Source organism: Streptomyces sp. RLA123 (genome assembly GCF_056270165.1).
This window is the reverse complement of the sequence record NZ_JBWDOR010000003.1, coordinates 6204419-6226318: the sequence shown is the minus strand read 5'-3', so window position 1 is coordinate 6226318 and position 21900 is coordinate 6204419. Positions and strand designations below refer to the sequence as shown.

Annotated in this window: 18 protein-coding genes; 9 read left to right on the top strand and 9 right to left on the bottom strand. The window is 73.8% G+C overall.

All coding sequences use genetic code 11. The annotated features are described in order from the left end of the window. Window positions 1–2: 2 nt before the first annotated feature. Window positions 3–1325: a glycosyltransferase 87 family protein gene (locus RV983_RS28400; protein ID WP_475988560.1), complete on the bottom strand. Its 1323-nt coding sequence runs from the start codon at window positions 1323–1325 to the stop codon at window positions 3–5. 146 nt (window positions 1326–1471) lie between these two features. Between RV983_RS28400 and RV983_RS28395 the strand changes: the two genes are divergently transcribed. Continuing rightward, on the top strand, window positions 1472–1933 hold the full coding sequence (locus RV983_RS28395; protein WP_475988559.1) for a MaoC family dehydratase: 462 nt from the start codon (window positions 1472–1474) through the stop codon (window positions 1931–1933). Between the two features lie 42 nt (window positions 1934–1975). Here RV983_RS28395 and RV983_RS28390 read toward each other — a convergent pair whose 3' ends face one another. Continuing rightward, on the bottom strand, window positions 1976–2617 hold the full coding sequence (locus RV983_RS28390; RefSeq protein ID WP_475988558.1) for a TetR/AcrR family transcriptional regulator: 642 nt from the start codon (window positions 2615–2617) through the stop codon (window positions 1976–1978). An 83-nt stretch (window positions 2618–2700) separates the two neighbouring features. Continuing rightward, window positions 2701–3852: an acyl-CoA dehydrogenase family protein gene (locus RV983_RS28385; protein WP_475988557.1), complete on the bottom strand. Its 1152-nt coding sequence runs from the start codon at window positions 3850–3852 to the stop codon at window positions 2701–2703. A 74-nt stretch (window positions 3853–3926) separates the two neighbouring features. On the opposite strand from RV983_RS28385, the gene RV983_RS28380 reads away from it, so the two are divergent. Together RV983_RS28380 and RV983_RS28375 are read left to right on the top strand one after the other, a co-directional pair. Continuing rightward, window positions 3927–4562 (top strand): TetR/AcrR family transcriptional regulator, encoded by a 636-nt coding sequence (locus RV983_RS28380; RefSeq protein ID WP_475988556.1) that lies wholly within the window; start codon window positions 3927–3929, stop codon window positions 4560–4562. A gap of 43 nt (window positions 4563–4605) precedes the next feature. Continuing rightward, a complete protein-coding gene (locus RV983_RS28375; RefSeq protein ID WP_475988555.1) occupies window positions 4606–6486 on the top strand; it encodes an SMI1/KNR4 family protein in 1881 nt (626 codons plus the stop codon). A 7-nt stretch (window positions 6487–6493) separates the two neighbouring features. On the opposite strand, the gene RV983_RS28370 is transcribed toward RV983_RS28375, so the two are convergent. The 4 genes from RV983_RS28370 to RV983_RS28355 form a co-directional block, all read right to left on the bottom strand. Next, complete coding sequence (locus RV983_RS28370) at window positions 6494–7576, bottom strand: Zn-dependent alcohol dehydrogenase (RefSeq protein WP_475988554.1); 1083 nt, start codon at window positions 7574–7576, stop codon at window positions 6494–6496. Between the two features lie 51 nt (window positions 7577–7627). After that, complete coding sequence (locus RV983_RS28365) at window positions 7628–9022, bottom strand: aldehyde dehydrogenase family protein (protein WP_475988553.1); 1395 nt, start codon at window positions 9020–9022, stop codon at window positions 7628–7630. 88 nt (window positions 9023–9110) lie between these two features. Next, entirely contained in the window at window positions 9111–11345 is a 2235-nt protein-coding gene (locus tag RV983_RS28360) for a molybdopterin oxidoreductase family protein (RefSeq protein ID WP_475988552.1), read from the bottom strand. 103 nt (window positions 11346–11448) lie between these two features. Beyond that, on the bottom strand, window positions 11449–12141 hold the full coding sequence (locus RV983_RS28355; protein ID WP_475990485.1) for a TetR/AcrR family transcriptional regulator: 693 nt from the start codon (window positions 12139–12141) through the stop codon (window positions 11449–11451). A 78-nt stretch (window positions 12142–12219) separates the two neighbouring features. Here RV983_RS28355 and hmgA point away from each other — a divergent pair, with 78 nt between their 5' ends. From hmgA to RV983_RS28340, 3 genes are read left to right on the top strand one after another with little or no spacing between them, the layout of a single operon-like run. Further along, window positions 12220–13524, top strand: coding sequence for a homogentisate 1,2-dioxygenase (gene hmgA, locus RV983_RS28350; protein ID WP_475988551.1), 1305 nt, complete (start codon window positions 12220–12222; stop codon window positions 13522–13524). Then, the gene (locus tag RV983_RS28345; protein WP_475988550.1) at window positions 13521–14282 is read left to right on the top strand and encodes a GntR family transcriptional regulator; all 762 of its coding nucleotides are present in this window, start codon (window positions 13521–13523) and stop codon (window positions 14280–14282) included. The genes hmgA and RV983_RS28345 overlap by 4 nt, the downstream gene beginning before the upstream one ends. A 15-nt stretch (window positions 14283–14297) precedes the next feature. After that, complete coding sequence (locus RV983_RS28340; RefSeq protein ID WP_475988549.1) at window positions 14298–15533, top strand: type ISP restriction/modification enzyme; 1236 nt, start codon at window positions 14298–14300, stop codon at window positions 15531–15533. A 275-nt stretch (window positions 15534–15808) separates the two neighbouring features. On the opposite strand, the gene RV983_RS28335 is transcribed toward RV983_RS28340, so the two are convergent. Together RV983_RS28335 and RV983_RS28330 are read right to left on the bottom strand one after the other, a co-directional pair. Continuing rightward, window positions 15809–16072 (bottom strand): hypothetical protein, encoded by a 264-nt coding sequence (locus RV983_RS28335; RefSeq protein ID WP_475988548.1) that lies wholly within the window; start codon window positions 16070–16072, stop codon window positions 15809–15811. 116 nt (window positions 16073–16188) lie between these two features. After that, window positions 16189–16953, bottom strand: coding sequence for an anti-sigma factor (locus RV983_RS28330; RefSeq protein WP_475988547.1), 765 nt, complete (start codon window positions 16951–16953; stop codon window positions 16189–16191). Between the two features lie 253 nt (window positions 16954–17206). On the opposite strand from RV983_RS28330, the gene RV983_RS28325 reads away from it, so the two are divergent. From RV983_RS28325 to RV983_RS28315, 3 genes are all read left to right on the top strand, one after another. Then, window positions 17207–18778, top strand: coding sequence for a DUF4331 domain-containing protein (locus RV983_RS28325; RefSeq protein WP_475988546.1), 1572 nt, complete (start codon window positions 17207–17209; stop codon window positions 18776–18778). Between the two features lie 81 nt (window positions 18779–18859). Next, window positions 18860–20227, top strand: a complete 1368-nt coding sequence (locus tag RV983_RS28320) for a tetratricopeptide repeat protein (RefSeq protein WP_475988545.1) — start codon at window positions 18860–18862, stop codon at window positions 20225–20227. Further along, the gene (locus RV983_RS28315; protein WP_475988544.1) at window positions 20224–21897 is read left to right on the top strand and encodes a nickel transporter; all 1674 of its coding nucleotides are present in this window, start codon (window positions 20224–20226) and stop codon (window positions 21895–21897) included. Before RV983_RS28320 ends, RV983_RS28315 begins: the two co-directional genes overlap by 4 nt. Window positions 21898–21900: the final 3 nt, after the last annotated feature.

Genomic DNA, 21900 nt, shown 5'->3' with positions numbered 1-21900 from the left:
CTCTACGAGAGCGTCGTGAGCTTTTTGCGGCGTGGGACGCTCGACCGCCACAGCCGGGTGCAGGACACCGCGGCCGCGCCGACGAGCAGGGCGTTGCGGATCGCGACGACCGTGGTGCCCTGCCAGGAGTTGCTGACGACCTCCTCGAAGAACAACGGGTAGTCCACGGTGGTGACGGCGGTGGCGACCAGCAGCAGAACGGTCACCGGTCGCTGCGTCGTCTGGCGCATCGTCAGGCAGACGGCGGCGAGGCCGATCAGCCAGATCAGGTACTGCGGGCTGATGACGCGGCTGGTGACGGTGAAGAGCAGCACGGCGGTCAGCGCGGCGTCGTAGGGGGTGGCCGGAGTCCAGCGGGCCGCCCGCAGCCGCCACAGCAGCAGCCACACCAGGGCGGCGCCGGTGAGCAGGAGCGATGTGGTGGCCACCCAGTTGACGTACGGGCCGATGAACTCCATGGAGCCGTAGTGCGCCCGCACCCGGCCGGACCAGCCGAGCAGCCCCGCGACATGCAGGAAGGTGCCGCCGAGCGATTCGACCTCGACCCCGCGGTGGTGCTGCGCGTCGACGAAGCCGGTGGCACCGCGGAAGAACACGGTCAGCACCGCGAGCAGCGCGGCCGCCGACATGCCGAGCGCGGTCCAGGCCTGGCGGGTCGTGCGGCCGCGCGGTGTGCCGAGGACGGTGATCGCGGGCCAGAGCTTGATCATGGCGGCGAGCCCCACGAGGGCGCCGCCCAGCCGGGGCCGCGCGGGCACCGCGAGCAGGGCGCACACGGCGACGGCGGTGACCATCAGGTCGTAACGGGAGTAGGGCAGATGCATCAGCAGGGGCAGCCCCAGGACCCACATCCAGGCCCCGGCGATGCTGCGGCCCGGCCGGTTCCACCCGGCCCGCAGGAGGGCGGTGAGGACGAGCGCGTCAGCGAGGAGCGAGAGCAGGACGAAGCCCTGGAGATAGCTGAGGCCCGGCAGCAGCGCGGGCAACAGCATCACCAGGGCCGCGCCGGGCGGGTACTGCCATGTGACGTCGCGGACCGGGTACGTTCCGCGTTCGAAGCCGTGACTCCAGTGCTGGTAGAGGTGGTAGACCTCACGGGCGATGTCGCCGTGGCCGGCCCGCAGCAGGGCGAGCATGACCACCCGGCTGGAGAGCCAGTAGGCACCGAGCGCGACCCAGGCCTGCGGCCAGGTGGACGGGCGCAGCAGGACGCGGCGGCCGCCGGGGACGGACGGCCCGCTGCCGTACCGGACCTCCGTCGTGTCCCAGTCGTGCGGGCTGGTCTCCGTCCGGGCCTCGGCCACTGCCGCCTCCTCCATCGCCATAACGCCACATTCGTGGCATATGGCTATGCAAGATAGCCACAAACCAGACTTGTGCTTCGCGATACGCGCCGGAGGACGGGGCGTTGACAGGTATCCGCCCCTCGCAGCATGCTGAGCAAGCGCTTGGACAGTACGGGAGGCATCACATGGGACAGCCCAGGATCTTCACCTCGGTGGACGAACTGAAGACCGCCGTCGGGGAGGAACTCGGCACCACGGAGTGGCTGGAGGTCGACCAGAAGCGGATCGACCTCTTCGCGGACGCCACCGGCGATCACCAGTGGATCCACGTGGATCCGGAGAAGGCGGCCCAGGGCCCCTTCGGCACCACCATCGCGCACGGCTACCTGACGCTGTCGCTGATCCCCTCCTTCACCCCCGAACTGATGCGCGTCGAGGGCGTGACGATGGGCGTCAACTACGGCGTCAACAAGGTGCGCTTCCCCTCACCCGTGCCGGTGGGTTCGCGGCTGCGCGCCACCGGCCAGGTGGCCGAGGTCACCGAAGTGCCGGGCGGGGCGCAGCTCGTCGTCCGCATCACCGTCGAACGCGAGGGCGGCGACAAGCCGGTCTGCGTCGCCGAGACGGTCGTCCGCTTCTACCTCTGACCCTTCCCGGCCGCCCCGGCGTCCGCCGTCACGCGGAGCGGGTCATCCCCTGCCGGAGCCGGCCGGGCCGTACCCGGCCATGCGCAGGGCCAGATCGGCGTAGAGCGCGCCGATCTCGTCCGGCGTGCGCCGCCCGTCCGGATTGAACCAGCGGGCCACGTCGATGCACAGCGACAGCAGCGCGACGGTGGTGCCCGAGACGTCGGGAACGTCGAACTCCCCCGTCCGCACGCCGTCGCGCAGGATCGAGCGGACCGCCGCCTCGCTCTGCCGGCGCAGCTCCACGATCTCGGCGTAGTGCTCGGGACCGAGGGCGCCCAACTCGTACTGCACGACGCGGCCGGTGGTGTGGTGCTCGGCGTGCCAGCGGACGAACGCGCGCACGGCCTCGGCCAGGCGCCCGGACGGGGAGCCCTCGCCGTCCGCGGCGTCCTGGAGCAGCCCGCGCGAGAGCCGGTGGCCGACCACGCTGATCTGGTAGAGCAGCTCTTCCTTGGTCTTGTAGTGGATGTAGAGCGCCGCCGGGCTCATGCCGGCGCGGCCGGCGATGTCCCGCGTGGTCGTCGCGTGGTAGCCGCGCTCCGCGAACGCCTCGACCGCGGCGATCACCAGCCGCCGGGCGGCATCGGGGGTGATGCCGGTCCACGCCTCGGTCCGCTCCGACTGCTCCGCCTCCACGTCCATGGCGGACACCCTACATGCCCACTGAGCAAGCGCTTAGATACCGGACGGTCGGTCGAACGGGGAGGGCCGGCCGGCCGGGCCCGTCAGAAGGCCGAGACGCCGGTCAGGTCGCGGCCGATGAGCAGCTTCTGGATCTGGCTCGTGCCCTCGTAGAGGGTCATCACCCGGGCGTCGCGGACCAGCTTGCCGACCGGGTACTCGTCGATGTAGCCGTAGCCGCCGAACACCTGGAGCGCGTTGTTGGCGCAGCGCACGGCCGCCTCGCTGGCGAAGAGCTTGGCCTTGGACGACTCCGTCGCGAAGGGCTGCCCGCGGTCGATGAGGTCGGCGACACGCCAGGTCAGCAGGCGGGCGGCGTCCACGTCGAGGGCGATGTCGGCGATCAGCTCCTGCACCAGCTGATGCGCGGCGATGGGCCGGCCGAACTGCTCGCGCTCCTTGGCGTAGCCCACGGCGGCGTCCAGAGCCGCCTGGGCGATGCCCACACAGCCGGCGGCCACCGACATCCGGCCCTTGGCCAGCGCCGACATCGCCACCGAGAAGCCCTTGCCCTCGGGCGCGATCATCGCGGCGTCCGGTACCCGCACGTCCTCCAGCACCAGCTCCGCGGTCGCCTGGCCGCGCAGGCCGAGCTTGCCGTGGATCTCGCGGCGGCCGAGGCCAGGGGTGTCGGTGGGCACAAGGAAAGCGCTGACGCCCTTGTGGCCCGGGGTGTCATTGGTGCGGGCGAAGAGCAGGACGACGTCGGCCCAGGTGCCGTTGGTGATGAACATCTTGGTGCCGTTGATCACCCAGTCACCGCCGTCGCGCCTGGCCCGGGTGGTGAGGTGGGCGGCGTCGGAGCCGGTGCCGGGCTCCGTGAGGCCGAAACAGCCCACGGCCTCCCCCGAGGTCAGACGGGGCAGCCAGGCACGCTTCTGCTCCTCGCTGCCCCAGTGGGCGACGGACTTCGCCACCAGGCCGAGGGAGACCGAGACGATGCCGCGCACCGAGGAGTCGCCGCGGCCCAGTTCCTCGGTGACCAGGCAGTACGCGAGGTGGTCGCCGCCCGAGCCGCCGTACTCCTCCGGAACGGTCAGGCCGAGGAAGCCCACCGCGCCCAGTTTCTTCACGATGCCGCGGTCCACGCTCTCGGCGCGGTCCCAGGCCGTCGCGTGCGGCGCGATCTCGCGCTCGGTGAAGTCTGCGGCCAGGCGGCGGACCGCGGCCTGCTCCTCGGACAGCTCAAGATTCACGACACACCTCGGTGGTGATCCACTCGTTAATTAGCAGTGCTAGTTTCTTGCTCGCAGCCCCTACTATGTGCCGCATGGCCCGCCCCCGCAAGCCCCTGCTCAGCCGCGAGCGCATCGTCGCCGCGGCGCTCGCGCTGGTGGACGCGGAGGGCCTGGCGGCCGTCTCGACCCGGCGGCTCGCCGCGGAGCTGGGCGTGAGCGGGCCGAGCCTGTACAACCACTTCCCGACGAAGGACGAGATCCTGGACGCGGTCGCCGACGCCGTCGTCGCGGAGGTCGACCTCGCCATGTTCGAGGACGGCCGCGACTGGCCCGACGCGCTCGTGGCCTGGGCCCGGTCCTACCGCGCCGCCCTTGCCGCGCACCCCCACATCGTGCCGTTCCTCGCCCAGGGACCCGGCCGCCGCCCCGCGGGCCTCCGCATGGCCGACGCCGTCTTCGGCGGCATGACGGCCGCCGGATGGCCGCCGGCCCACGCGACCCGGGTGGGCGCGCTCATGCGGTACTTCGTGGCGGGATCGGCGCTGGGGTCGTTCGCGCGGGGGTTCGTCGACGACCCGACGGCGTACGACCCGGCGGACTACCCGCACCTCGGGCAGGCGCACCTGCTGGCCGAGCGTCAGCAGAGGGTGGACGAGGGCGCGTTCGAGGCGGGACTGCGGGCCCTGGTGGACGGGCTGGCGATGCAGTTCGCCGCGCTGCCGCACTGAGCTGCGGAGTCCGGCTGTCGGTGGCGGGTGCGACGATCGGCCCATGACGGACACGACCTTCGACTGGCGCTCCTTCCTCGTGCGGTGGAGCGAGGAATGGGCCGACGCCCAGGACCCGGAAGACTCCTGCTCCGAGAGCGACGCCCGGGCCCTGCGCGACCGCTGGCTGGGCTTCGCCCCGGCGGACACGGAGCGCATCGCGAAGGCCGAACAGCGGCTGGGCCACCGACTGCCCCCGTCCTACCGGGCGTTCCTTGAGGTGACGGACGGATGGCGGCATGCCGGCGGGTTCGTCTGGTTGCTCGCGGGTACGGAGACGGCTCACTGGCACCAGGACACGGCCGGCCTCGCCGGGATCTGGCAGGAGGCCATCGGCCCCGACCCCTCTCCGCAGGCGGTCAAGGAGGCCGGGATGTGGACCCGGGCCCTCCGGCTCGACGTGGAGTCCGACCTGGCCTATGTGCTGCTGGACCCGCTCGACGTCGACACCGAGGGCGAGTGGGCTCTGTACAGCTACCGGAGCTGGGCCGCAGCACCGCCGCGCCGGTACGCGTCCTTCCAGGCGTTCATGCAGGACATGTACCACGAGTTCCATCAGCTGACCGCGGGCCGGGCTACCCGCGGCGGACGGGAGTTCGCCAACGCGACGACGCGGGCACTGGACGTCGTCGTGGAGGGCGCCCGGCGTGACGCGCTGGCCGGGCGGTACGAGCCGGCCGAGACCGTGCTCACGGACGCCGAGAGGTTCGGCCGACCGCGGGCGAAGGCCCTGGGCGATCAGATACGGCGACTGCGGAGCCCGACGGACAGGGCCGACTTCGCAGGGCACGCCCTCGACCCTGTGTACGCGCCGGAGCTGTTGCCAGTGCTGGCCGCCGAGCACGTTCGGAACAGACGTGACGAGACCTCGTGGGAGTTCCTCGTGCGGGATGCTTCCGGCGAGGTCCGCGCCCTGGGCGAGGAGTTGCTGCGGCGGATGCGGGAGGGCACCTACCGGTACACGGCACCGGGCGCCTTCGGGGAGGCCGTCGACCGGGCGCGCGAGCAGGCGCGGTGGGGCGGAACCGATGCCGCCTGGCGCACATTGCGCGCGGCGCTGCCGGCCTGGGAGCCGTCGGGTCCGGATCTGCTCGCGCCGCTGGGTCTGCTGGCGGACCCGGTCCTCGGGCCGCTGATCACCCCCGACCGCGGACTGGAGTTGCTGGCGACGCCGCGGGCAGGCGAGACGGGTGTGGCACCGGCCCCGACGCCCGACGCCGATCCGGGCGGGCTGGCCTGGATCGCCTCCGGGCCGTCCCACCTCGGGTACCGCTTCGTCCTCGTGGAGGGGGTGACTCCGGACGGGTTGCCCGCATGCCTGGGAGCGGAAGCCGACGAGGCTTCCATGGTGCTCCGGCCACCGAGACCCCGCCCGGGGGACCCCCGCGCGTACTCGTCGTACGACGACAGGGCACGGGTCGCCGTCGGCAGCGCCGGGAAGGGCTGGAGCTTCGCCTTCGACGGGCGGCCGAATCCCTTCAGCGAGCGGCGGTTCGTCTCTCCCGCGGCCGCCGCGTCCGGATCAGGGCGCGCGGTCGTGGTCTGGTGCGCGCCCGAGAGGCCGCACAGACCGTCAACCGACGTCTTCCACTTGTCGGTCGCCGAGAACGGCGAGGAGCGGTACGCGTTCACCGTCCGCGGCGCCGAGGTCCGGCGGAGCGGCAGCCTGCCGCCGGCCCTCGACCCGCGCGATCTCTTCTCACCGGACGACTTTCCCAGGGAGGGTGAACTGCGCGCTCTGCGGGCGATCGCCGCCGAGTTCGGGGTGACGCTGCCGCGCTTCGCCATCACCAGGGGACATCTGCACACGTTCGTCACCCGGTCGTGGACGCGGCCGCCCGAGCCGGGCGAGAGGTACATGACGGTGACCGTGAACCCTGGGTGAGCAGGTCTCAGAAGACCACCAGGGCGCGGCCGCCGCGGCCCGCGAGCATCGCGTCGAAGGCGCCGGGAATGCCCTCCAGGGCGATGCGCTCGGTGACCATGGCGGACAGGTCCAGGCGTCCGGCCCGAATGTGCTCGGCGAGGACCGGCAGGTCGCGGGCGGGGTCGCTGTTGCCGTAGACGCAGCCCGACAGCGTGCGGCCGAAGTGGAAGAGCTCCAGGGCGGAGAAGGAGACCACGTCCTCCTTGCCGCCGATGCCGACGACCGTCGTGCGGCCGCCCCGCCGCGTGGAGGACCAGGCGGCACGGATGGTCTCCGCGCGGCCCACGCACTCGATGGCGACGTCCGCGCCGTGCCCACCGGTCAGGGCGCGGACACGCTTGGCGATGTCGTCGCCGGCGACCAGGAACTCGGTGGCACCGGCGGCCCGCGCCAGATCCTCCTTGGCCGGGGAGACGTCGACGGCCAGGATCGTCCCCGCGCCGGCGATGCGGGCCGCCTGGAGGACGGCGAGGCCGACTCCGCCGACACCGAAGACGACGACGGACTCGCCGGAACGCACGCCGGCGGAGTGGTGGACGGCGCCGTAGCCGGTGAGCACGGCGCAGCCCAGGAGGGCGGCCTCGGTGAGCGGGACGCCGTCGGGCAGCGGGAGGACGGCGGTGGCCGGGACCACGGTCTCCTCGGCGAAGGCGGCGGTGCCCAGGCCCGGGTAGAGCTCGTCGCCCCCGGCGGCGCGCTTGGCGTAGGGTGCGGCGGCCGCCGCGCCCGCGTTGGCGCAGAGCCATGGCTCGCCCAGGGCGCAGTAGTGGCAGGCACCGCAGGAGGGCGCCCAGTTGAGGACCACGCGGTCGCCTGGGGCGAGCCCGGTGACGCCGTCGCCGACGGAGACGACCGTGCCCGCGCCCTCGTGGCCGAGGACGGCGGGCACGGGCTGCCGGAGCGTTCCGTTGGACAGCGAGAGGTCGGAGTGGCACACGCCGGCCGCCGCGAGGCGCACCCGGACCTGGCCGGGGCCGGGTGCGGGCAGCTCGATGTCGGCGATGGCCAGGGGCGCGTTGACGGCTGACAGGACGGCGGCGCGGACCACGGTGTTTTCTCCTGCGCTCAGGGGTTCGGAGGTGCTGGACGGCGGAAAGGGTCAGAACTGGAGGGACTTGGTCTGGAGGTACTCGGCCAGGCCGTGCGGGCCGAGTTCACGGCCGACGCCGGACTGCTTGTAACCGCCGAACGGGGCAAGCGGGTTGAAGCGGCCGCCGTTGATGTCGACCTGACCGGTGTCCATGCGCCGGGCGAAGGCGACGGCCTCGGCGTCGTCGCCCGCCCACACCGCGCCCGCGAGGCCGTAGACGGTGCCGTTGGCGATACGGAGGGCGTCGTCCTCGTCGTCGTACGCCAGGATCGACAGGACCGGGCCGAAGATCTCCTCCTGCGCGATGGTCATGCCGGGGCGCACGTCGGCGAAGATCGTGGGGCTGACCCAGTAGCCCAGCGGGCGGGGCGCGTCCGGGCCGCCGGCGACGAGGCGTGCGCCCTCGGCGAGGCCCTTCTCGATGTAGCCGCGGACCCGGGCCTGCTGCTTGGCGTTGACGACGGGGCCGATGCGCTCACCGGGGACGTACTTCGCGGCGGCGGCCGCGGCGAGGGCGACGGCCTCGTCGTAGCGGTCGCGGTGGACCAGCATGCGGGTCCAGGCGCTGCACGTCTGACCGGTGTTGGACATGACGTTGGCGACGCCGACGTTGACGGCCTTGGCGAGGTCGGCGGTCGGGAGGATGACGTTGGCGGACTTGCCGCCGAGTTCCAGGGCGACCCGCTTGACGGCGGCACCGGCGGTGGCGGCGATCTGCTTGCCGACGGCGGTGGAGCCGGTGAAGGAGACCAGGTCGACGCCCGGGTGCGCGGCGAGTGCCTGCCCGGCGACCGGGCCGAGGCCGGTGACGAGGTTGAACACTCCTGCGGGCAGGCCCGCTTCGTGGACGGCCTCGGCGAAGAGCTGGGCGACCAGCGGCGTGTCCTCGGCGGGCTTGAGCACGACGGCGCAGCCGGCGGCGAGGGCGGGGGCGACCTTGGCGACGATCTGGTGCAGCGGGTAGTTCCAGGGAGTGATCGCGCCGACGACGCCGACCGGCTCGTGGAAGACGGTGGAGTTGCCGATCCGCTCCTCGAAGGCATGGCTCGCGGCGAGTTCGGCGTACGAGCCGGCGACCGTGATGGGGAGGTCGGCGTGGACGGCCTGGGCGAAGGCCAGGGGCGCGCCCAGTTCGGCGGCGACGGTCTCGGCGATCTCTTCGCGGCGGGCGGCGAGCACGTCGCGCAGCGCGGCGATGCGGGCCGCCCGGTCGGCGGGGGCCGTGGCGGCCCAGCCGGGGAAGGCGGCGCGGGCGGCGCGCACCGCGGCGTCCACGTCGGCCTCGGTGCCGGCGGGCACGGTGGCGAACACCTGCTCGTCGGCGGGGTTGACGACGGCGATCGTCTCCGTGCCGGCGGCGGGCCGCCAGTCGCCGTCGATGTACATCCCGTCGTGCGGCATCATCCGTTGTCCTCCCGGGCGGCATTGCCTTGGCCCGCCCAAACTAGCGCCGATAGTTTTCTGGTGCCAGGGCGGCACCCCGTGCAGTGGATCACGCGGGGGTGACCTGCACAGGGAAGCCGTTGAGCACGGCCGTACCCGACAGCGGGTCGAGGAGGCTGCCGTCGAGCAGCTGGTTGAGATTGGCCCCGGGGGTACGTACGGCGACCGTGAGCCGAGTGCCGTCCCGGTCGTGACCCCAGCCGTGCGGCAGGCTCACCACGCCGGGGCGCATCGCGTCCGTGACCTCCACGGGCGCCTCGATCTCGCCGCCGTCGCCCTTGATCCGGGCGGCGGTCGCGTCGGTGAGGCCGAGCCGGGCGGCGTCCTGCGGGTGGACCTGGAGCGTGCAGCGGTTGGTGCCGCCGGTCAGCGCGGGCACGTTGTGCATCCAGCTGTTGTTGGAACGCAGGTGGCGGCGGCCGATGAGGACCAGGCCGTCCCCCGCGCGCCCTGCGACCGACTCCAGCAGCCGGGGGACGTCCGCCGTGACGGCGGCGGGCGCCAGCTCGATCGTGCCGGAGGCGGTGCGCAGGATCTCCGGGACGCGCGGCCGCAGCGGGCCGAGGTCGACGCCGTGCGGCCGCTCCAGCAGCCGCTGGAGCGTGAGGCCCTGCGGGTCGGCGCCGAAGCCCTCGCCGTAGGGGCCGAGGCGCAGCATCATGTCGAGCCGCCGCTCGTAACCGGTGCGGCCGGTCAACTGCGCGGCCATCTCGGCGGGAACGCGCCCGTGGACGGGCGAGTGCGGGTCGGCGGTCTCCTTGCCGAGGCGGTGCGCGATCGCCTGCTCGTCGACGAGGGCGGGGTCCGCGTCCGCCCCGAGGCCGCCTATGACGAGGGTCAGGCGGGCCAGGATCTCCGCCTCGTCCGGGCGGCCGTCCTCCAGCGCCACCGGCGGCGGACTGTAGCGGGCGTTGTTGCGCACGGAGAAGTGGGTGAAGGCGAAGTCGTAGTGCGCGCTGCGCGAGGGCGGGGGCGGGGGCAGGACGACATGGGCGTGGCGGGTGGTCTCGTTCAGGTACGGATCCACGCTGACCATGAAGTCCAGCCCGGCCAGGGCCCGGTCCAGGCGTTCACCGTCAGGGGCGGACAGCACGGGGTTGCCGGCGACGGTGACCAGGGCGCGCACGCGTCCCTCACCGGGGGTGTCGATCTCCTCGGCGAGCGCGGCGGCGGGCAGCTCGGAGGCGACCTCGGGGTGGCCGGTGACCCGGCTGTGCCAGCGGCCGGTCGTGAACCCGCGGCCGGGACGGGGCGGGCGCGGCGCCGGGGAGGTGGGCGGCAGCGGGAACATCGCACCGCCGGGGCGGTCGAGGTTGCCGGTGAGGATGTTGAGGACGTCGATCAGCCAGCTGGCGACGGTGCCGAAGCGGACGGCGGTGCTCCCCAGGCGCCCGTAGACGGCGGCCGTCGGGGCGGCGGCGAGCTCGCGGGCGAGGGCGCGGATCTCCTCGGCGGGGACGTCGCAGTGCGCGGCGACGGTCTCGGGGCTGAAGTCGCGGGCCGACGCGCGGACCTCCTCGACCCCGGTGACGTGGCCGGCGAGCGAGCCGAGGTCGGTCAGGTCCTCGTCGAAGAGCACGTGCACGAGGGCGAAGAGCAGGGCGGCGTCGGTGCCGGGGCGCGGGGCGAGGTGCCGGTCGGCGAGTTCGGCGGTACGGGTGCGCTTGGGGTCGATGACGGTCAGCCTGCCGCCGCGCCGGCGCAGCGCCTTGAGCTTGCCGGGGAAGTCGGCGGCGGTGGCGAGGCTGCCGTTGGAGACCAGGGGGTTGCCGCCGATGACGACCAGGTGGTCGGTGCGGTCCAGGTCGGGGACCGGGACGGCCAGCGCGTCGCCGTACAGGTGGCCGCAGGCGGCCTGCTTGGGCATCTGGTCCAGGGTGCTGGCCGAGAAGACGTTGCGGGTGCCGAGCGCGCGGACGACCATCGGCGGGTAGAGGCCGCCCGCGACGGTGTGCACGTTGGGGTTGCCGAGGTAGACGGCGGAGGCGGCGGCGCCGTGCTCGGCGAGCACGCGGCCGAGTCCCGCGGCGACCGCCTCCCACGCCTCGGTCCAGGTCGCCTCGACGAGGCGGCCGTCGCGGCGCACGAGCGGTGCGGTCAGCCGGTCGGGGTCGCCGTCGAGCTCGCCGAAGGAGGCGCCTTTGGGACAGATGAAGCCCGCGCTGAAGACGTCGTCGCGGTCGCCGCGGGCGCGGGTGACGCGGTCGTCCTCGATCGTCAGCGTCAGGCCGCAGGTGGCCTCGCACAGCGGACAGATGCGCAGAGCGGTACGGCTGCTGGCCATCGGGCCCTCCCGGGAGACCGGAGACATCCTCGTCGGACACACCATACCGACCGGTAGGCATGTGAGGTGGGGAACCCGCGATCCGGGCCTGTACGACGCGCTCTCAGGCGTCCAGGACACGGGCCAGATAGGCCCGCAGCAGTTCCTTGGTCTCGGCGATGAGGACGGCGTCGCCCTCGGGTTCGGTACGGAAGGCGAGCTTCAGCAGCGCGTCGGCCGCCTCGACTCCGACCACGAAGGCGGTGCGCAGCCGCTCCTCGCCCGCCGTGACACCGAGCCGCCCCGCGAGCAGCGAGCGCAGGCCGTCGGCGAGTTGGTGGTTGGCCTCGTCGTTGGCGGCGGCGCCCGGGGCGGGTCCGGCGAAACTGACGAGCGCGAAGCCGGGGACCGTGCGGCGCATGGCGACGTAGTGGTCGACGACCACGTCGATCAGGCGGCGCCAGTCGCCGGTACCGGTACCGGTGCCAGTGCCGGTGCCGGTGCCGGTGCCAGTGCCGGCGACAGGACCGGCGACAGGACCGGCGGCGGCGAGGCGCGCGGTGACACCGGCGAGGTACTTCTCCAGGTTGCGGCGGGCCAGCGCGTCGGCCATCGCGCGCTTGTTGGAGAAGAAGCGGTAGACCGAACCGATCGGGACCCCGGCGCGGGCGGCCACGGCCCGGGTGCTCAGCTCCTCGTAACCGCCCTCGTCGAGGACCGCCGCCGCCACGTCGAGGATGCGGGCGAGGCGTTCGGCGCTGCGCTGCTGGACGGGGACCCGCCTGAGACCGCTGCCGCTGCTCTGCACGGGATTCATCATGCCGGTCACAACGGTTTTCCACAGGTGCCCGACGACCCCTTGCGGGCCGGATTCCTCTGCTCGACCATAGGAATCGTGACCAGCACTGAGATCAAGGACCTGGAGTACCTTCCGGGCTTCGGCAACGAGCACGTCAGCGAGGCCGTGCCGGGCGCCGTCCCGGTGGGCCGCAACTCCCCGCAGCGCGCCCCGCTCGGGTTGTACGCGGAGCAGCTGAGCGGGACCGCGTTCACCGAGCCGCGGCACCACAACCGCCGCTCGTGGCTGTACCGCATCCGCCCCTCGGCCGCGCACCCGCCCTTCCGGCGCATCACGAACGGCGCCCTGCGCAGCGCGCCCTTCCAGGAGGCCGAGGCCGACCCCAACCGGCTGCGCTGGAGTCCGCTGCCGATACCGCAGGGTCCGGCGGACTTCGTCGACGGCCTGGTCACCGTCGGCGGGAACGGCGATGTGCTGCGCCGCGAGGGCATCGGCATCCATTGGTACGCCGCCAACCGCTCGATGGACGCCCGGGTGTTCTCGTCCTCCGACGGCGAGCTGCTGATCGTGCCGGAGCGCGGCGGCCTGCTGCTGCGCACCGAACTCGGTGTGCTGGCCGCCGAACCGGGACACGTCGCGCTGATCCCGCGCGGGGTGCGCTTCCGCGTCGAGCTGCTGGACGCCGACGCGCGCGGCTACGTCTGCGAGAACTACGGGCAGCACTTCCGCCTCCCCGACCTCGGCCCCATCGGGGCGAACGGGCTGGCGCACGCCCGGGACTTCATGGCACCCGTCGCCGCGTACGAGGACCGCGAGGAGCCCGTGGAGGTGGTCAACAAGTTCGGTGGCAACCTCTGGGCCGCCGAGTACGACCACTCGCCGCTGGACGTCGTGGGCTGGCACGGAAACCTGGTGCCGTACGTGTACGACCTGCACCGCTTCAATGTGCTGGGCTCCGTCAGCTGGGACCACCCCGACCCGTCGATCTACACGGTGCTGACCTCGCCCTCCGACACCCCGGGCCTGGCCAACGCCGACTTCGTGGTCTTCGCGCCGCGCTGGCTGGTCGGCGAGGACACCTTCCGGCCGCCGTACTTCCACCGCAATGTGATGAGCGAGTTCATGGGGCTCGTCGAGGGGGCGTACGACGCCAAGGCCGAGGGCTTTGTGCCCGGCGGCGCCTCACTGCACAACATGATGTCGGCGCACGGCCCGGACCGGGCGACGTTCGACAAGGCCAGCGGCGCGGAGTTGGCGCCGCAGAAGATCGACGACGGCCTGGCGTTCATGTTCGAGACGCGCTGGCCGGTCGTGCCCACGGCGCAGGCACTGGGAGCGGAACATCTGCAGCCGGGGTACGACGACGTGTGGCGGGGGCTCGAGCGACACTTCAGACCATGACGACGGGCCCCGGTCTCTTCGCCCCCGACTCGCTGGTCCTGAACCGCAAGCTCCCCTTGTGGTACCAGGTGTCGCAGTCGCTGCGCGCCTCGATACTCGTCCGCCGTCCGGACGCCCCGCTGCGGCTGCCGACCGAGGACGTCCTGGCGGGGCACTACGGCGTGAGCGTGCTCACCATGCGGCAGGCGCTCAAGGAACTGGAGGAGGAGGGGCTGATCAGCCGGCACCGCCGGCGCGGCACGTTCATCGAGCCGGCCGCGCGGCGCGGTGCCCCGGTCCGGCTGCTGGGCTCGGTCGACGCGATCGTGGCCCAGCAGTCCGGGGAGCGCACAAGCGTGCTCGGGCACGGCCCCGAGCCGGTGCCCGCGGAGTACGCCGAGTACTTCCCCGGCGCGGCCGAGACGGTGGCGTACCGCAGGCTGCGGTGCGACGACGGGACGGGTGAGCCGACCAACTGGGCGGAGAACTTCGTACTGCCCGAGCTGGCGGCCCGGATCGACCTGGCGGACCTGGCCCGCTGGCCGATGACGAAGGTGCTGCGCGACGCCCTGGGGGTGCGGATCAGCCGGATCACCGACACCGTGGAGGCCCGCCTCGCCGACCCGGACACCGCGCGGCTGCTGCGGGTGCCGCTGCTCAGCCCGATCCTGCACTACACGGGGGTGACCTACGACGAGTCCGGACGGGTCGTCGATGTCGTACGCATCCACTACCGCGGGGACCGCTTCTCCTTCACCGTCACGATGGAGGCACCCTGAGGGGCCTTAAGTAGCATGCTCACGGTGAGCGATGACGCGCCGACGCTGGCAGAGCTGATGCCGTGGTCCACCCCGCCCCTGCGCCTGGGGCGCTCCTGGGTGCTGGCTCCCGAGGCCGCCACTCTCACCGCCCGATGGGACCGGCTGCTGCGGGCCGAAGGGGCCGAGCGCGCGCGTCTGTTCCACCCGTCACGAGCGCGGACGACGCACACCGGCGTCGCCCAGCTGCCTGGCCACCCCGTGTCCACCGCGCGGCTGGAACGCGAGCACGGGCCGTGCGCCGAGCCGGTGCGGGTGCTCCACGGCCCGTACGACCAGCAATGGCTGCTGCCGGACCAGCGGCTGATCGACGCCGCCCGCCCGGAGCTGTGGCGCGTCGCGGACGACACCCACCAGGTGTACGCGGTCGAACTCGCCCGGCTGCCGCAGATCCCGGGGCCGCCGCTGACCTTCTCCGCGCTGCTTCCCGACGGGCACTCCCCCGCCGGACGGCCCGGCCGCGTGCGTCCGCTCTTCCGCCGCCCCGGCGGGGCCGACCCCAACCTGGCGCCGGGACTGCTCGCCCATCTCGGGGCGCGGCTGGGCGTGCCGGTCCCGGCGGAGGACGTGCTCGCCTGGATCGCCGCGACGGGGACGGCCGGCGGGCCGGTCGGGGTACCGCTGACCGCCGACCCGGAGCTGTGGGCACAGGGCGTCGCGCTCGGCCGCCGGCTGCTCTGGCTGCACACGCGCGGCGCCCGGTACGCCGATCCGGGGGCGGAGCGGCCGGTGGGGCATCCCCGGCTGCCGGGCGGCCGTCGGCCGTACGTGCGGGCCGCTCTGCCGGACGTGCCGCAGGAGCCACCCTCCTGGGACGCGGAGGAGGAGGCGCTGGTGGTCGGGGACGGGCGGATCGCGCCGGTGGCGGAGGCGGCCTGGGAGTTCCACGCGGGCGGCACCCGGGTGCTGGAGACCTGGTTCGCCCGTCGTGCGGAGCCGGGAGCGGCGGGAACGCTGGACGCCGTACGCCCCGCTTCCTGGCCGCGCGCCCGCACGACCGAACTGCTGGAGCTGATCAGCGTCCTCGCACTGCTGGCGGAGGAGCGGCCGCACCGCCGGGCCCTGGCCGCACGGGTGGCCGCGGGACCCCGCATCGGGGCCGGGGAGCTGCGGGCGGCGCGTGTCCTGCCGGTTCCGCAGGCGGCGCGGCGTCCCGCGTCCGTGCTCGACCACCACGAGGAGGGCCCGGACGGGCAGTTCGTCCTGCTTTGACATCCTCCCCGCCCTGAGAGGCGGGGATTCCTGGCCCACGGGGACCCATCGCTCCCCGGCCCGAAGGTCAGCGCATCCAGGGCGAAAACAGCTGACCCGCCCTGGTCACTCGACAGCAGCCATATCCATATGACCATCTGCCCATGTGGCCACAAGTCGACATGACAACAGGCCCGGACGAAACACACCGACACGCCGCATAAGACGGCGCGGTGCCGGGACGGTGTGTTCGCCCGAGCCTGTTCGCGTGCGGAGGCGTCGGGAACGCCCTCGGGTCAGCCGCGGCCCCCGAAGAGCGAACGTCGCAGCCGCCGCAGCGGAGCGAAAAGCGACACTCGGGCTCCACGGTTCGCGTCCGACCGCACGTGGTCACGCGAGGTCAGCTCACGCATCAACAGCGTGGCCTCCTCCGCCTCCCGCTGCGGCACGGCCGGACCGGCCAGCACCGAGAGATGGCGGTCGAGCCGCGCACTGGACGTGCTGCTCCCGCAGGTGATGGCAGGCACTCGCGCCCTGCCTCGCATTGCTATCTGATCCATGACACTCCCCACCCGTTCGAGGGCACCCGGCACCGGGCAGGGTAACCCTATCGTCCCGTGGCGTCACCTACGCATCCGCGTTACCGGATTCACCTGTACGTCAAGGGGGTTGACGGTCATGCGTCGATCCCGAGCGCCAGCAGGGGCAGTTGGGCCACGGGGTCGGCGGTGGGCTGGGGAGATCCGCCACTCGGCTCAATCGTCACGGTGAAGGCGTACGACCGCCCGTCCAGCCCGGAGGCGAGCAGCGGCCCGGGCGTGTCGCCTGTGCCCGGATCGTCCCCGAGCACCCCGATCGAGCGGTATGCCTCCGGGCGCTCGCTGACCAGCCACACCTGGTAGACCCGGCGCTCCGCCGGCCGGGGCAGGCCCTGCACCGTCACCACCGCGCGTCGCAGCGCCCGCGAGTAGACCGCCGTCATTCCGCGGCCGTGGTCGTCATTGGTGTAGGCGGGCCGCGCGTCGGGCGCGGTCAGCACCTCCGTGACCGCCCGCGTCCGCGCCCGCTCCCGGTCCAGCCGCTCCCCGGCGCGGTCGAGCAGGACGCCCAGCACCGCGGCGAGGGCGAGCGCGGCGGCCGCGCCCGCCGCCGCCACGACGACCGCCGAGGGCCTGCCCCGGCGCCACAGGTGGCGCGCTCCGGGGCGCGCGCCCCTTTCCCGCCGCTGAACGCCGGGGTGCTCGACGACCTCCCCCAGCACCGCCCCCGGTGCTGCCGACCGTGCCGCGCCGCCCAGCCACACCGCATCTCCGGCCAGTTCGCCCACCCGGTCCGCGCAGGCCCCGCACCGCGGCAGATGGTCCTCGAACCGGCGCACCTCCCGGGGCCGCAACGCGTCCAGGACGTAGGACTCGGCCAGTTCGTGCACGGAGCGCCTCATCTCGCACCCCTGCTTCCCGATCGGGGCGCCGGGCCGGGACCCGGCACCGGCTCCGGTTCGGCACGGGCCGGCGCCCGCGCCGGGTCCCGGCCCCAACTCCGAGGCCGGGCAGTCCGGTTGCCCCATTATCACGTGACGATTCTGTGACGCAAATTCCTCTCGCTCCGCCAATCCGCCCCGCCCCCCGGTCCCGAACACCTCTCGCAGGACCTCTTCCAAGGGGAAGAGGCCGCACTCGCGAAGGACCGACGCGATGACCGCAGAACTCAGGAACAGGCTCACGGCCCGGATCGGGCGATCCCGTGCGATCGCCCTGATCACGGCGGGCACCCTGGCCGCGGGGGGGCTCGCCGCGGCGGGCGTCACCGTACTGGCACCGGACGCCGCGGAGGCCTCCAGCCACCGGGAGGCGCCGCTGATCTCGGGCCAGCCGCAGTACGACACCACGGACGTGTACGCGTTCGTCAGCCCCGACCGCCCGGACACCACCACGCTGGTGGCGAACTGGATCCCGTTCGAGGACCCGGCCGGCGGCCCGAACTTCTACAAGTTCGCCAACGACGCCCAGTACGACATCCACATCGACAACGACGGGGACGCCCAGGGCGACTACCTCTACCGGTGGACGTTCCAGGACCACGTCCGCAACAAGAAGACGTTCCTCTACAACACCGGCCCGGTCACCAGCCTCGACGACCCGGACCTGAACTTCTTCCAGACGTACGACATCGACCTGTTCCGGCTGCACAACCAGCACGTGACCGGCCGCTACAAGGTCGCGAACGACGTGCCGGTGGCCCCGTCGAACGTCGGCAAGGCGTCGATGCCCGACTACAACGTGCTGCGCGGGCAGGCCGTCAGGGACCTGGGCCGGGGCACGACGGCCTTCGCCGGCCAGTCCGACGACCCCTTCTTCCTGGATCTGCGGGTCTTCGACCTGCTCTACGGGGGCAACCTCTCCGAAGTCGGCGACGACACCCTCAAGGGCTACAACGTCAACACGATCGCCCTCCAGGTGCCGACCGCCGCGATACGCCGGTCCGCGAAGCAGCCGGTCGTCGGCATCTGGTCCACCACCCAGCGGCGCACTGCCGACGGGGACTGGGCGCAGGTCTCCCGGCTCGGCATGCCGCTGGTCAACGAGGTGGTCAACCCCCTCAAGGACAAGGACAAATTCAACGCCTCGTCTCCCTGGAACGACGCGCAGTTCCTCAAGAACGTGACCGAGCCCGAGCTGCCGAAGCTCATCGAGGGCATCTACAAGATCAAGGCTCCGGCCACCCCCCGCAACGACCTCGTCCAGGTCTTCCTCACCGGTGTGCCGGGGCTCAACCAGCCGCCGCACGTCCGGCCGTCGGAGATGCTGCGGCTCAACACCGCCGTCCCGCCCGCCGCGCAGCCCAAGCGGCTCGGCGTCCTCGACGGCGACACCGCCGGCTTCCCGAACGGGCGCCGGCTGACCGACGACGTCGTCGACATCGCGCTCCAGGTGGTCGAGGGCGAACTGCTCGGCGCCAAGAACGACCTCGGCGACGCGGTCGACGCCAACGACCAGGCCTTCGGGGCGAGCTTCCCCTATGTGGCCCTGCCCAACTCCGGATCGGACGGCCCGCTCGCCAAGGCGGCGACGACGGACTCGACCCGGACCGACGGGGTGACCCAGCTCAACGCCGGTGGCCTCATGCCGGGCCCCGGCGGTGACGACAGCACCGCCCTCATCGCCTCCGCGGCCTCCGGCGGCGCGGGTGTGCTGCTCATCGGCGCCGCGCTGGCCTGGTGGCGGATGCGCCGCCGCCCGGTCCGCACGCGGGCCCACCGGGCCTGACCACCGGTCCCGCTCCCGGCCGGGGCGCCGGCTCCCCTCGCCCCGGCCGGGGCTCCCACCCCACCCGAAAGGCAGACAGCCATGGACGCACCGCCCCTGGGCCGGCTGCGCACCGCCGTCCTCTTCACCGCGCTGTCGCTGGGCCTGGCGCTGGCGCTCACCGCGGGTGCGCTGGTGCTCGGCGGCACCTCCGGCCGGCCCGGCGCGGGCGGCGGCCCGGCCGCGGCGGCCGCGCGGGCCGGCGACGCCCCGCTGGACCGGCTCGCGACGGGAGACCTCGCGGGCGGCATCGCGGGACTGCAGGAACACCTGCGCGCGCAGCCGGAGGACTCCTCCGGCTGGGCCACGCTCGGTGCGGCCTATGTCGAGCAGGCCCGCACCTCCGGCGACCCCACCCGCTATCCGCAGGCCGAGGCGGCACTCGCCCGGTCCCTGCGGATCACCCCCGACGGCAATGACGCGGCGCTCGCCGGGCAGGCCGCCCTCGCCGCCGCCCGCCACGACTTCGGCACCGCCCTGAGCGCCGCCGACCGCGCCCTGCGCACCAACGCCTACAACGAACGCGCCCTGGCGGTCCGGGTGGACGCCCTGGTCGAACTCGGCCGGTACGACGCCGCGCGGTCCACCGCCGAGCACGCCGACACGTTGCGCCCGGGCATCCCCGTCTTCACCCGTCTCGCGTACGTGCGCGAGCTGCACGGTGACGCGACCGGCGCCCGCCGCATCCTGACCCGGGCCCTGGACTCCGCGAGCACCCCCGGCGACACCGCCTACGTGGCCACGGCGCTGGGCCAGCTCGCCTGGAGCCAGGGGAGTTACACGCAGGCCCTCGCGCAGTACGCCACCGCGCTGCGCGCGTCGCCCGGCTACCTGCCGGCGATCGAGGGCCGCGGCCGTGCCCACGCCGCACGCGGCGACCGCGCCCGGGCCCTCCAGGACCTGGCCGAGGTCGTCCGCCGCTACCCGCTGCCGGCTCAACTCGCCGAGCTGGGCGAGCTGTACGAGGCGTCCGGCCGGCGGGACAAGGCCCGTGAGCAGTTCGCGGTGGTCGGCACCTGGATCGCGCTCGCCAAGGCGAACGGCGTCGCGACGGACCTCGACGCGGCCCTGGTCGCCGCCGACCACGGCGACCCGCGCGAGGCGCTGCGCGCGGCCCGCGCGGAGTGGGCGCGCCGGCACACCGTGCACACCGCCGACGCCCTCGCCTGGGCCCTGCACGTCAACGGCCGCGACCAGGAAGCGCTGCCGTACGCGGAGCGCTCCTCCGCGCCCGGCTACCGCAACGCGGCCTTCCTCTACCACCGCGGCGTCATCGAGGCCGCCCTCGGCAGGCGACCGGCCGCCCGCGGGTCGCTGGCCGCCGCCCTGCGGCTCAACCCCGGTTTCTCCCCGACCGGCGCCCCCGCCGCACGCGCGGCCCTCGCTCGTATCGAAGGAGACCCGTCATGATCCGGCGCAGGACGGCCGCGGCGGCGGCTGTGGCGGCGGCCGCCGCCGCGCTCGCGATACTGCCCGCCGGCCAGGCGCAGGCGCACCCGCTCGGCAACTTCACCATCAACCGCTACGACGGGCTGGTCGTCGCGCCCGGCACGCTGCGCGTCGACCACGTCGAGGATCTTGCGGAGATCCCCGCCGCCCAGGCCGTCCCGGCCGTCGACCGGGACGGCGACGGCACCCTGGCGAAGCCCGAGCTGGCGGCCTGGGCGCGGCTGCGCTGCGGCGCGGCGGCGGACGGGGCACGGGCCGGGGCGGACGGGCGGAGCACTCCGGTCCGGGTGGCCGCGGCGAGCGCCGCCGTCCGGCCGGGGCAGGCCGGTCTGACGACGTTGCGCGTGGAGTGCCGGCTGACGGCGCCCCTCCCCCGTGCGGAGCCGGTCGTGCTGACGTACCGTCCGGCCGACCTCGGCACGGGGCCCGGCTGGCGGGAGATCACGGCGCGCGGCGACCGTATGACCCTCGCCGCCGCCGACGTACCCGGCGCGTCGGTGTCGCGGCGCCTGACGGCCTACCCGGGGGACCTGCTGTCCTCCCCCGCCGACGAGCGGTCGGCGCGGCTGCGCGTGACGCCCGGCGGGCCGGCGCTCGGCGGCGCGGCGGACCCGGGCAGCGCGGCGGCACCGGGGAGCGGTGTGCTGCCGCGCGGTGCGGACCGCTGGACCCAGGCGCTCACCGGGCTGGTGTCCCGGCACGCGCTCACCCCGGGCTTCGCCGCGCTGGCCCTGCTCACGGCGCTGGCGCTGGGCGCGATGCACGCGCTCGCCCCGGGCCACGGCAAGACTCTGATGGCCGCGGCGGCAGCGGCGGGCGGTCGCCGGTCGCGGCGCGACATGCTCGCCCTGGGCGCGTCGGTGACGGTCACCCACACGCTCGGTGTGTTCGGGCTGGGGCTGCTCGTGACGACGGGGTCGGCGGCCGCGCCCTCGGTCATCGCCTGGCTCGGCATCGCGAGCGGTGTCCTGGTCGCCTTCGCGGGGGCGGCACTGTTCCGCAGGGCGTGGCGGCTGCGCGGGCACGGACACGGGCACGGACACGGGCACGGACACGGGCACGGACACGGACACGGACACGGACACGGACACGACGACGAGCACAGCCACGAGCACCGCCACGCGCAGGGCCACAGCCACGCGCACGCCCCTCACCACCACCCCCGCACGCCCAGCGCCGCCGACCCGTCCGCCGGCCTCTCCCCCGCCACCGTCCTGACCGCCGAACCTCCCGCCCCCGTACCGCACCACCCCCACCCGCACGTCCACCCGCACGTCCACGAGGGCCGCCCCACCCTTCGTGGCACGATCCTGCTCGGCTTCGCGGGCGGCCTGGTCCCGAGCCCGTCCGCCGTCGTCGTGCTCGTCGGCGCGGCGGCGCTCGGCCAGGCCTGGTTCGGCTTCCTGCTGGTGCTGGCGTACGGCGCGGGCCTGGCCGTGACGCTCACGGCGGCCGGATTCGCCGTCGTGCGCCTGGGCCGGCTGGCCGGCCGGGCCTCGCTGCGCCAAGGGCTGCTCCGGGGCCGGGCGTTGACGGCGGCGAGGCGCCTGATGCCGCTGGCGACGGCGTCGGTGGTGCTGGTGCTCGGCTGCGGCCTGGTGCTCAGGGGCGCTGCGGCGACCCTGGGCTGACGG

What these genes read in the sequence shown, in the direction of transcription:
- RV983_RS28400 (WP_475988560.1), bottom strand. Translation starts at nt 1,325, where the DNA reads ATGGCGATGGAGGAGGCGGCAGTGGCCGAGGCCCGGACGGAGACCAGC.
- RV983_RS28395 (WP_475988559.1), top strand. Translation starts at nt 1,472, where the DNA reads ATGGGACAGCCCAGGATCTTCACCTCGGTGGACGAACTGAAGACCGCC.
- RV983_RS28390 (WP_475988558.1), bottom strand. Translation starts at nt 2,617, where the DNA reads ATGGACGTGGAGGCGGAGCAGTCGGAGCGGACCGAGGCGTGGACCGGC.
- RV983_RS28380 (WP_475988556.1), top strand. Translation starts at nt 3,927, where the DNA reads ATGGCCCGCCCCCGCAAGCCCCTGCTCAGCCGCGAGCGCATCGTCGCC.
- RV983_RS28375 (WP_475988555.1), top strand. Translation starts at nt 4,606, where the DNA reads ATGACGGACACGACCTTCGACTGGCGCTCCTTCCTCGTGCGGTGGAGC.
- RV983_RS28365 (WP_475988553.1), bottom strand. Translation starts at nt 9,022, where the DNA reads ATGATGCCGCACGACGGGATGTACATCGACGGCGACTGGCGGCCCGCC.
- RV983_RS28360 (WP_475988552.1), bottom strand. Translation starts at nt 11,345, where the DNA reads ATGGCCAGCAGCCGTACCGCTCTGCGCATCTGTCCGCTGTGCGAGGCC.
- RV983_RS28355 (WP_475990485.1), bottom strand. Translation starts at nt 12,141, where the DNA reads ATGAATCCCGTGCAGAGCAGCGGCAGCGGTCTCAGGCGGGTCCCCGTC.
- RV983_RS28345 (WP_475988550.1), top strand. Translation starts at nt 13,521, where the DNA reads ATGACGACGGGCCCCGGTCTCTTCGCCCCCGACTCGCTGGTCCTGAAC.
- RV983_RS28340 (WP_475988549.1), top strand. Translation starts at nt 14,298, where the DNA reads ATGCTCACGGTGAGCGATGACGCGCCGACGCTGGCAGAGCTGATGCCG.
- RV983_RS28335 (WP_475988548.1), bottom strand. Translation starts at nt 16,072, where the DNA reads ATGGATCAGATAGCAATGCGAGGCAGGGCGCGAGTGCCTGCCATCACC.
- RV983_RS28330 (WP_475988547.1), bottom strand. Translation starts at nt 16,953, where the DNA reads ATGAGGCGCTCCGTGCACGAACTGGCCGAGTCCTACGTCCTGGACGCG.
- RV983_RS28325 (WP_475988546.1), top strand. Translation starts at nt 17,207, where the DNA reads ATGACCGCAGAACTCAGGAACAGGCTCACGGCCCGGATCGGGCGATCC.
- RV983_RS28320 (WP_475988545.1), top strand. Translation starts at nt 18,860, where the DNA reads ATGGACGCACCGCCCCTGGGCCGGCTGCGCACCGCCGTCCTCTTCACC.
- RV983_RS28315 (WP_475988544.1), top strand. Translation starts at nt 20,224, where the DNA reads ATGATCCGGCGCAGGACGGCCGCGGCGGCGGCTGTGGCGGCGGCCGCC.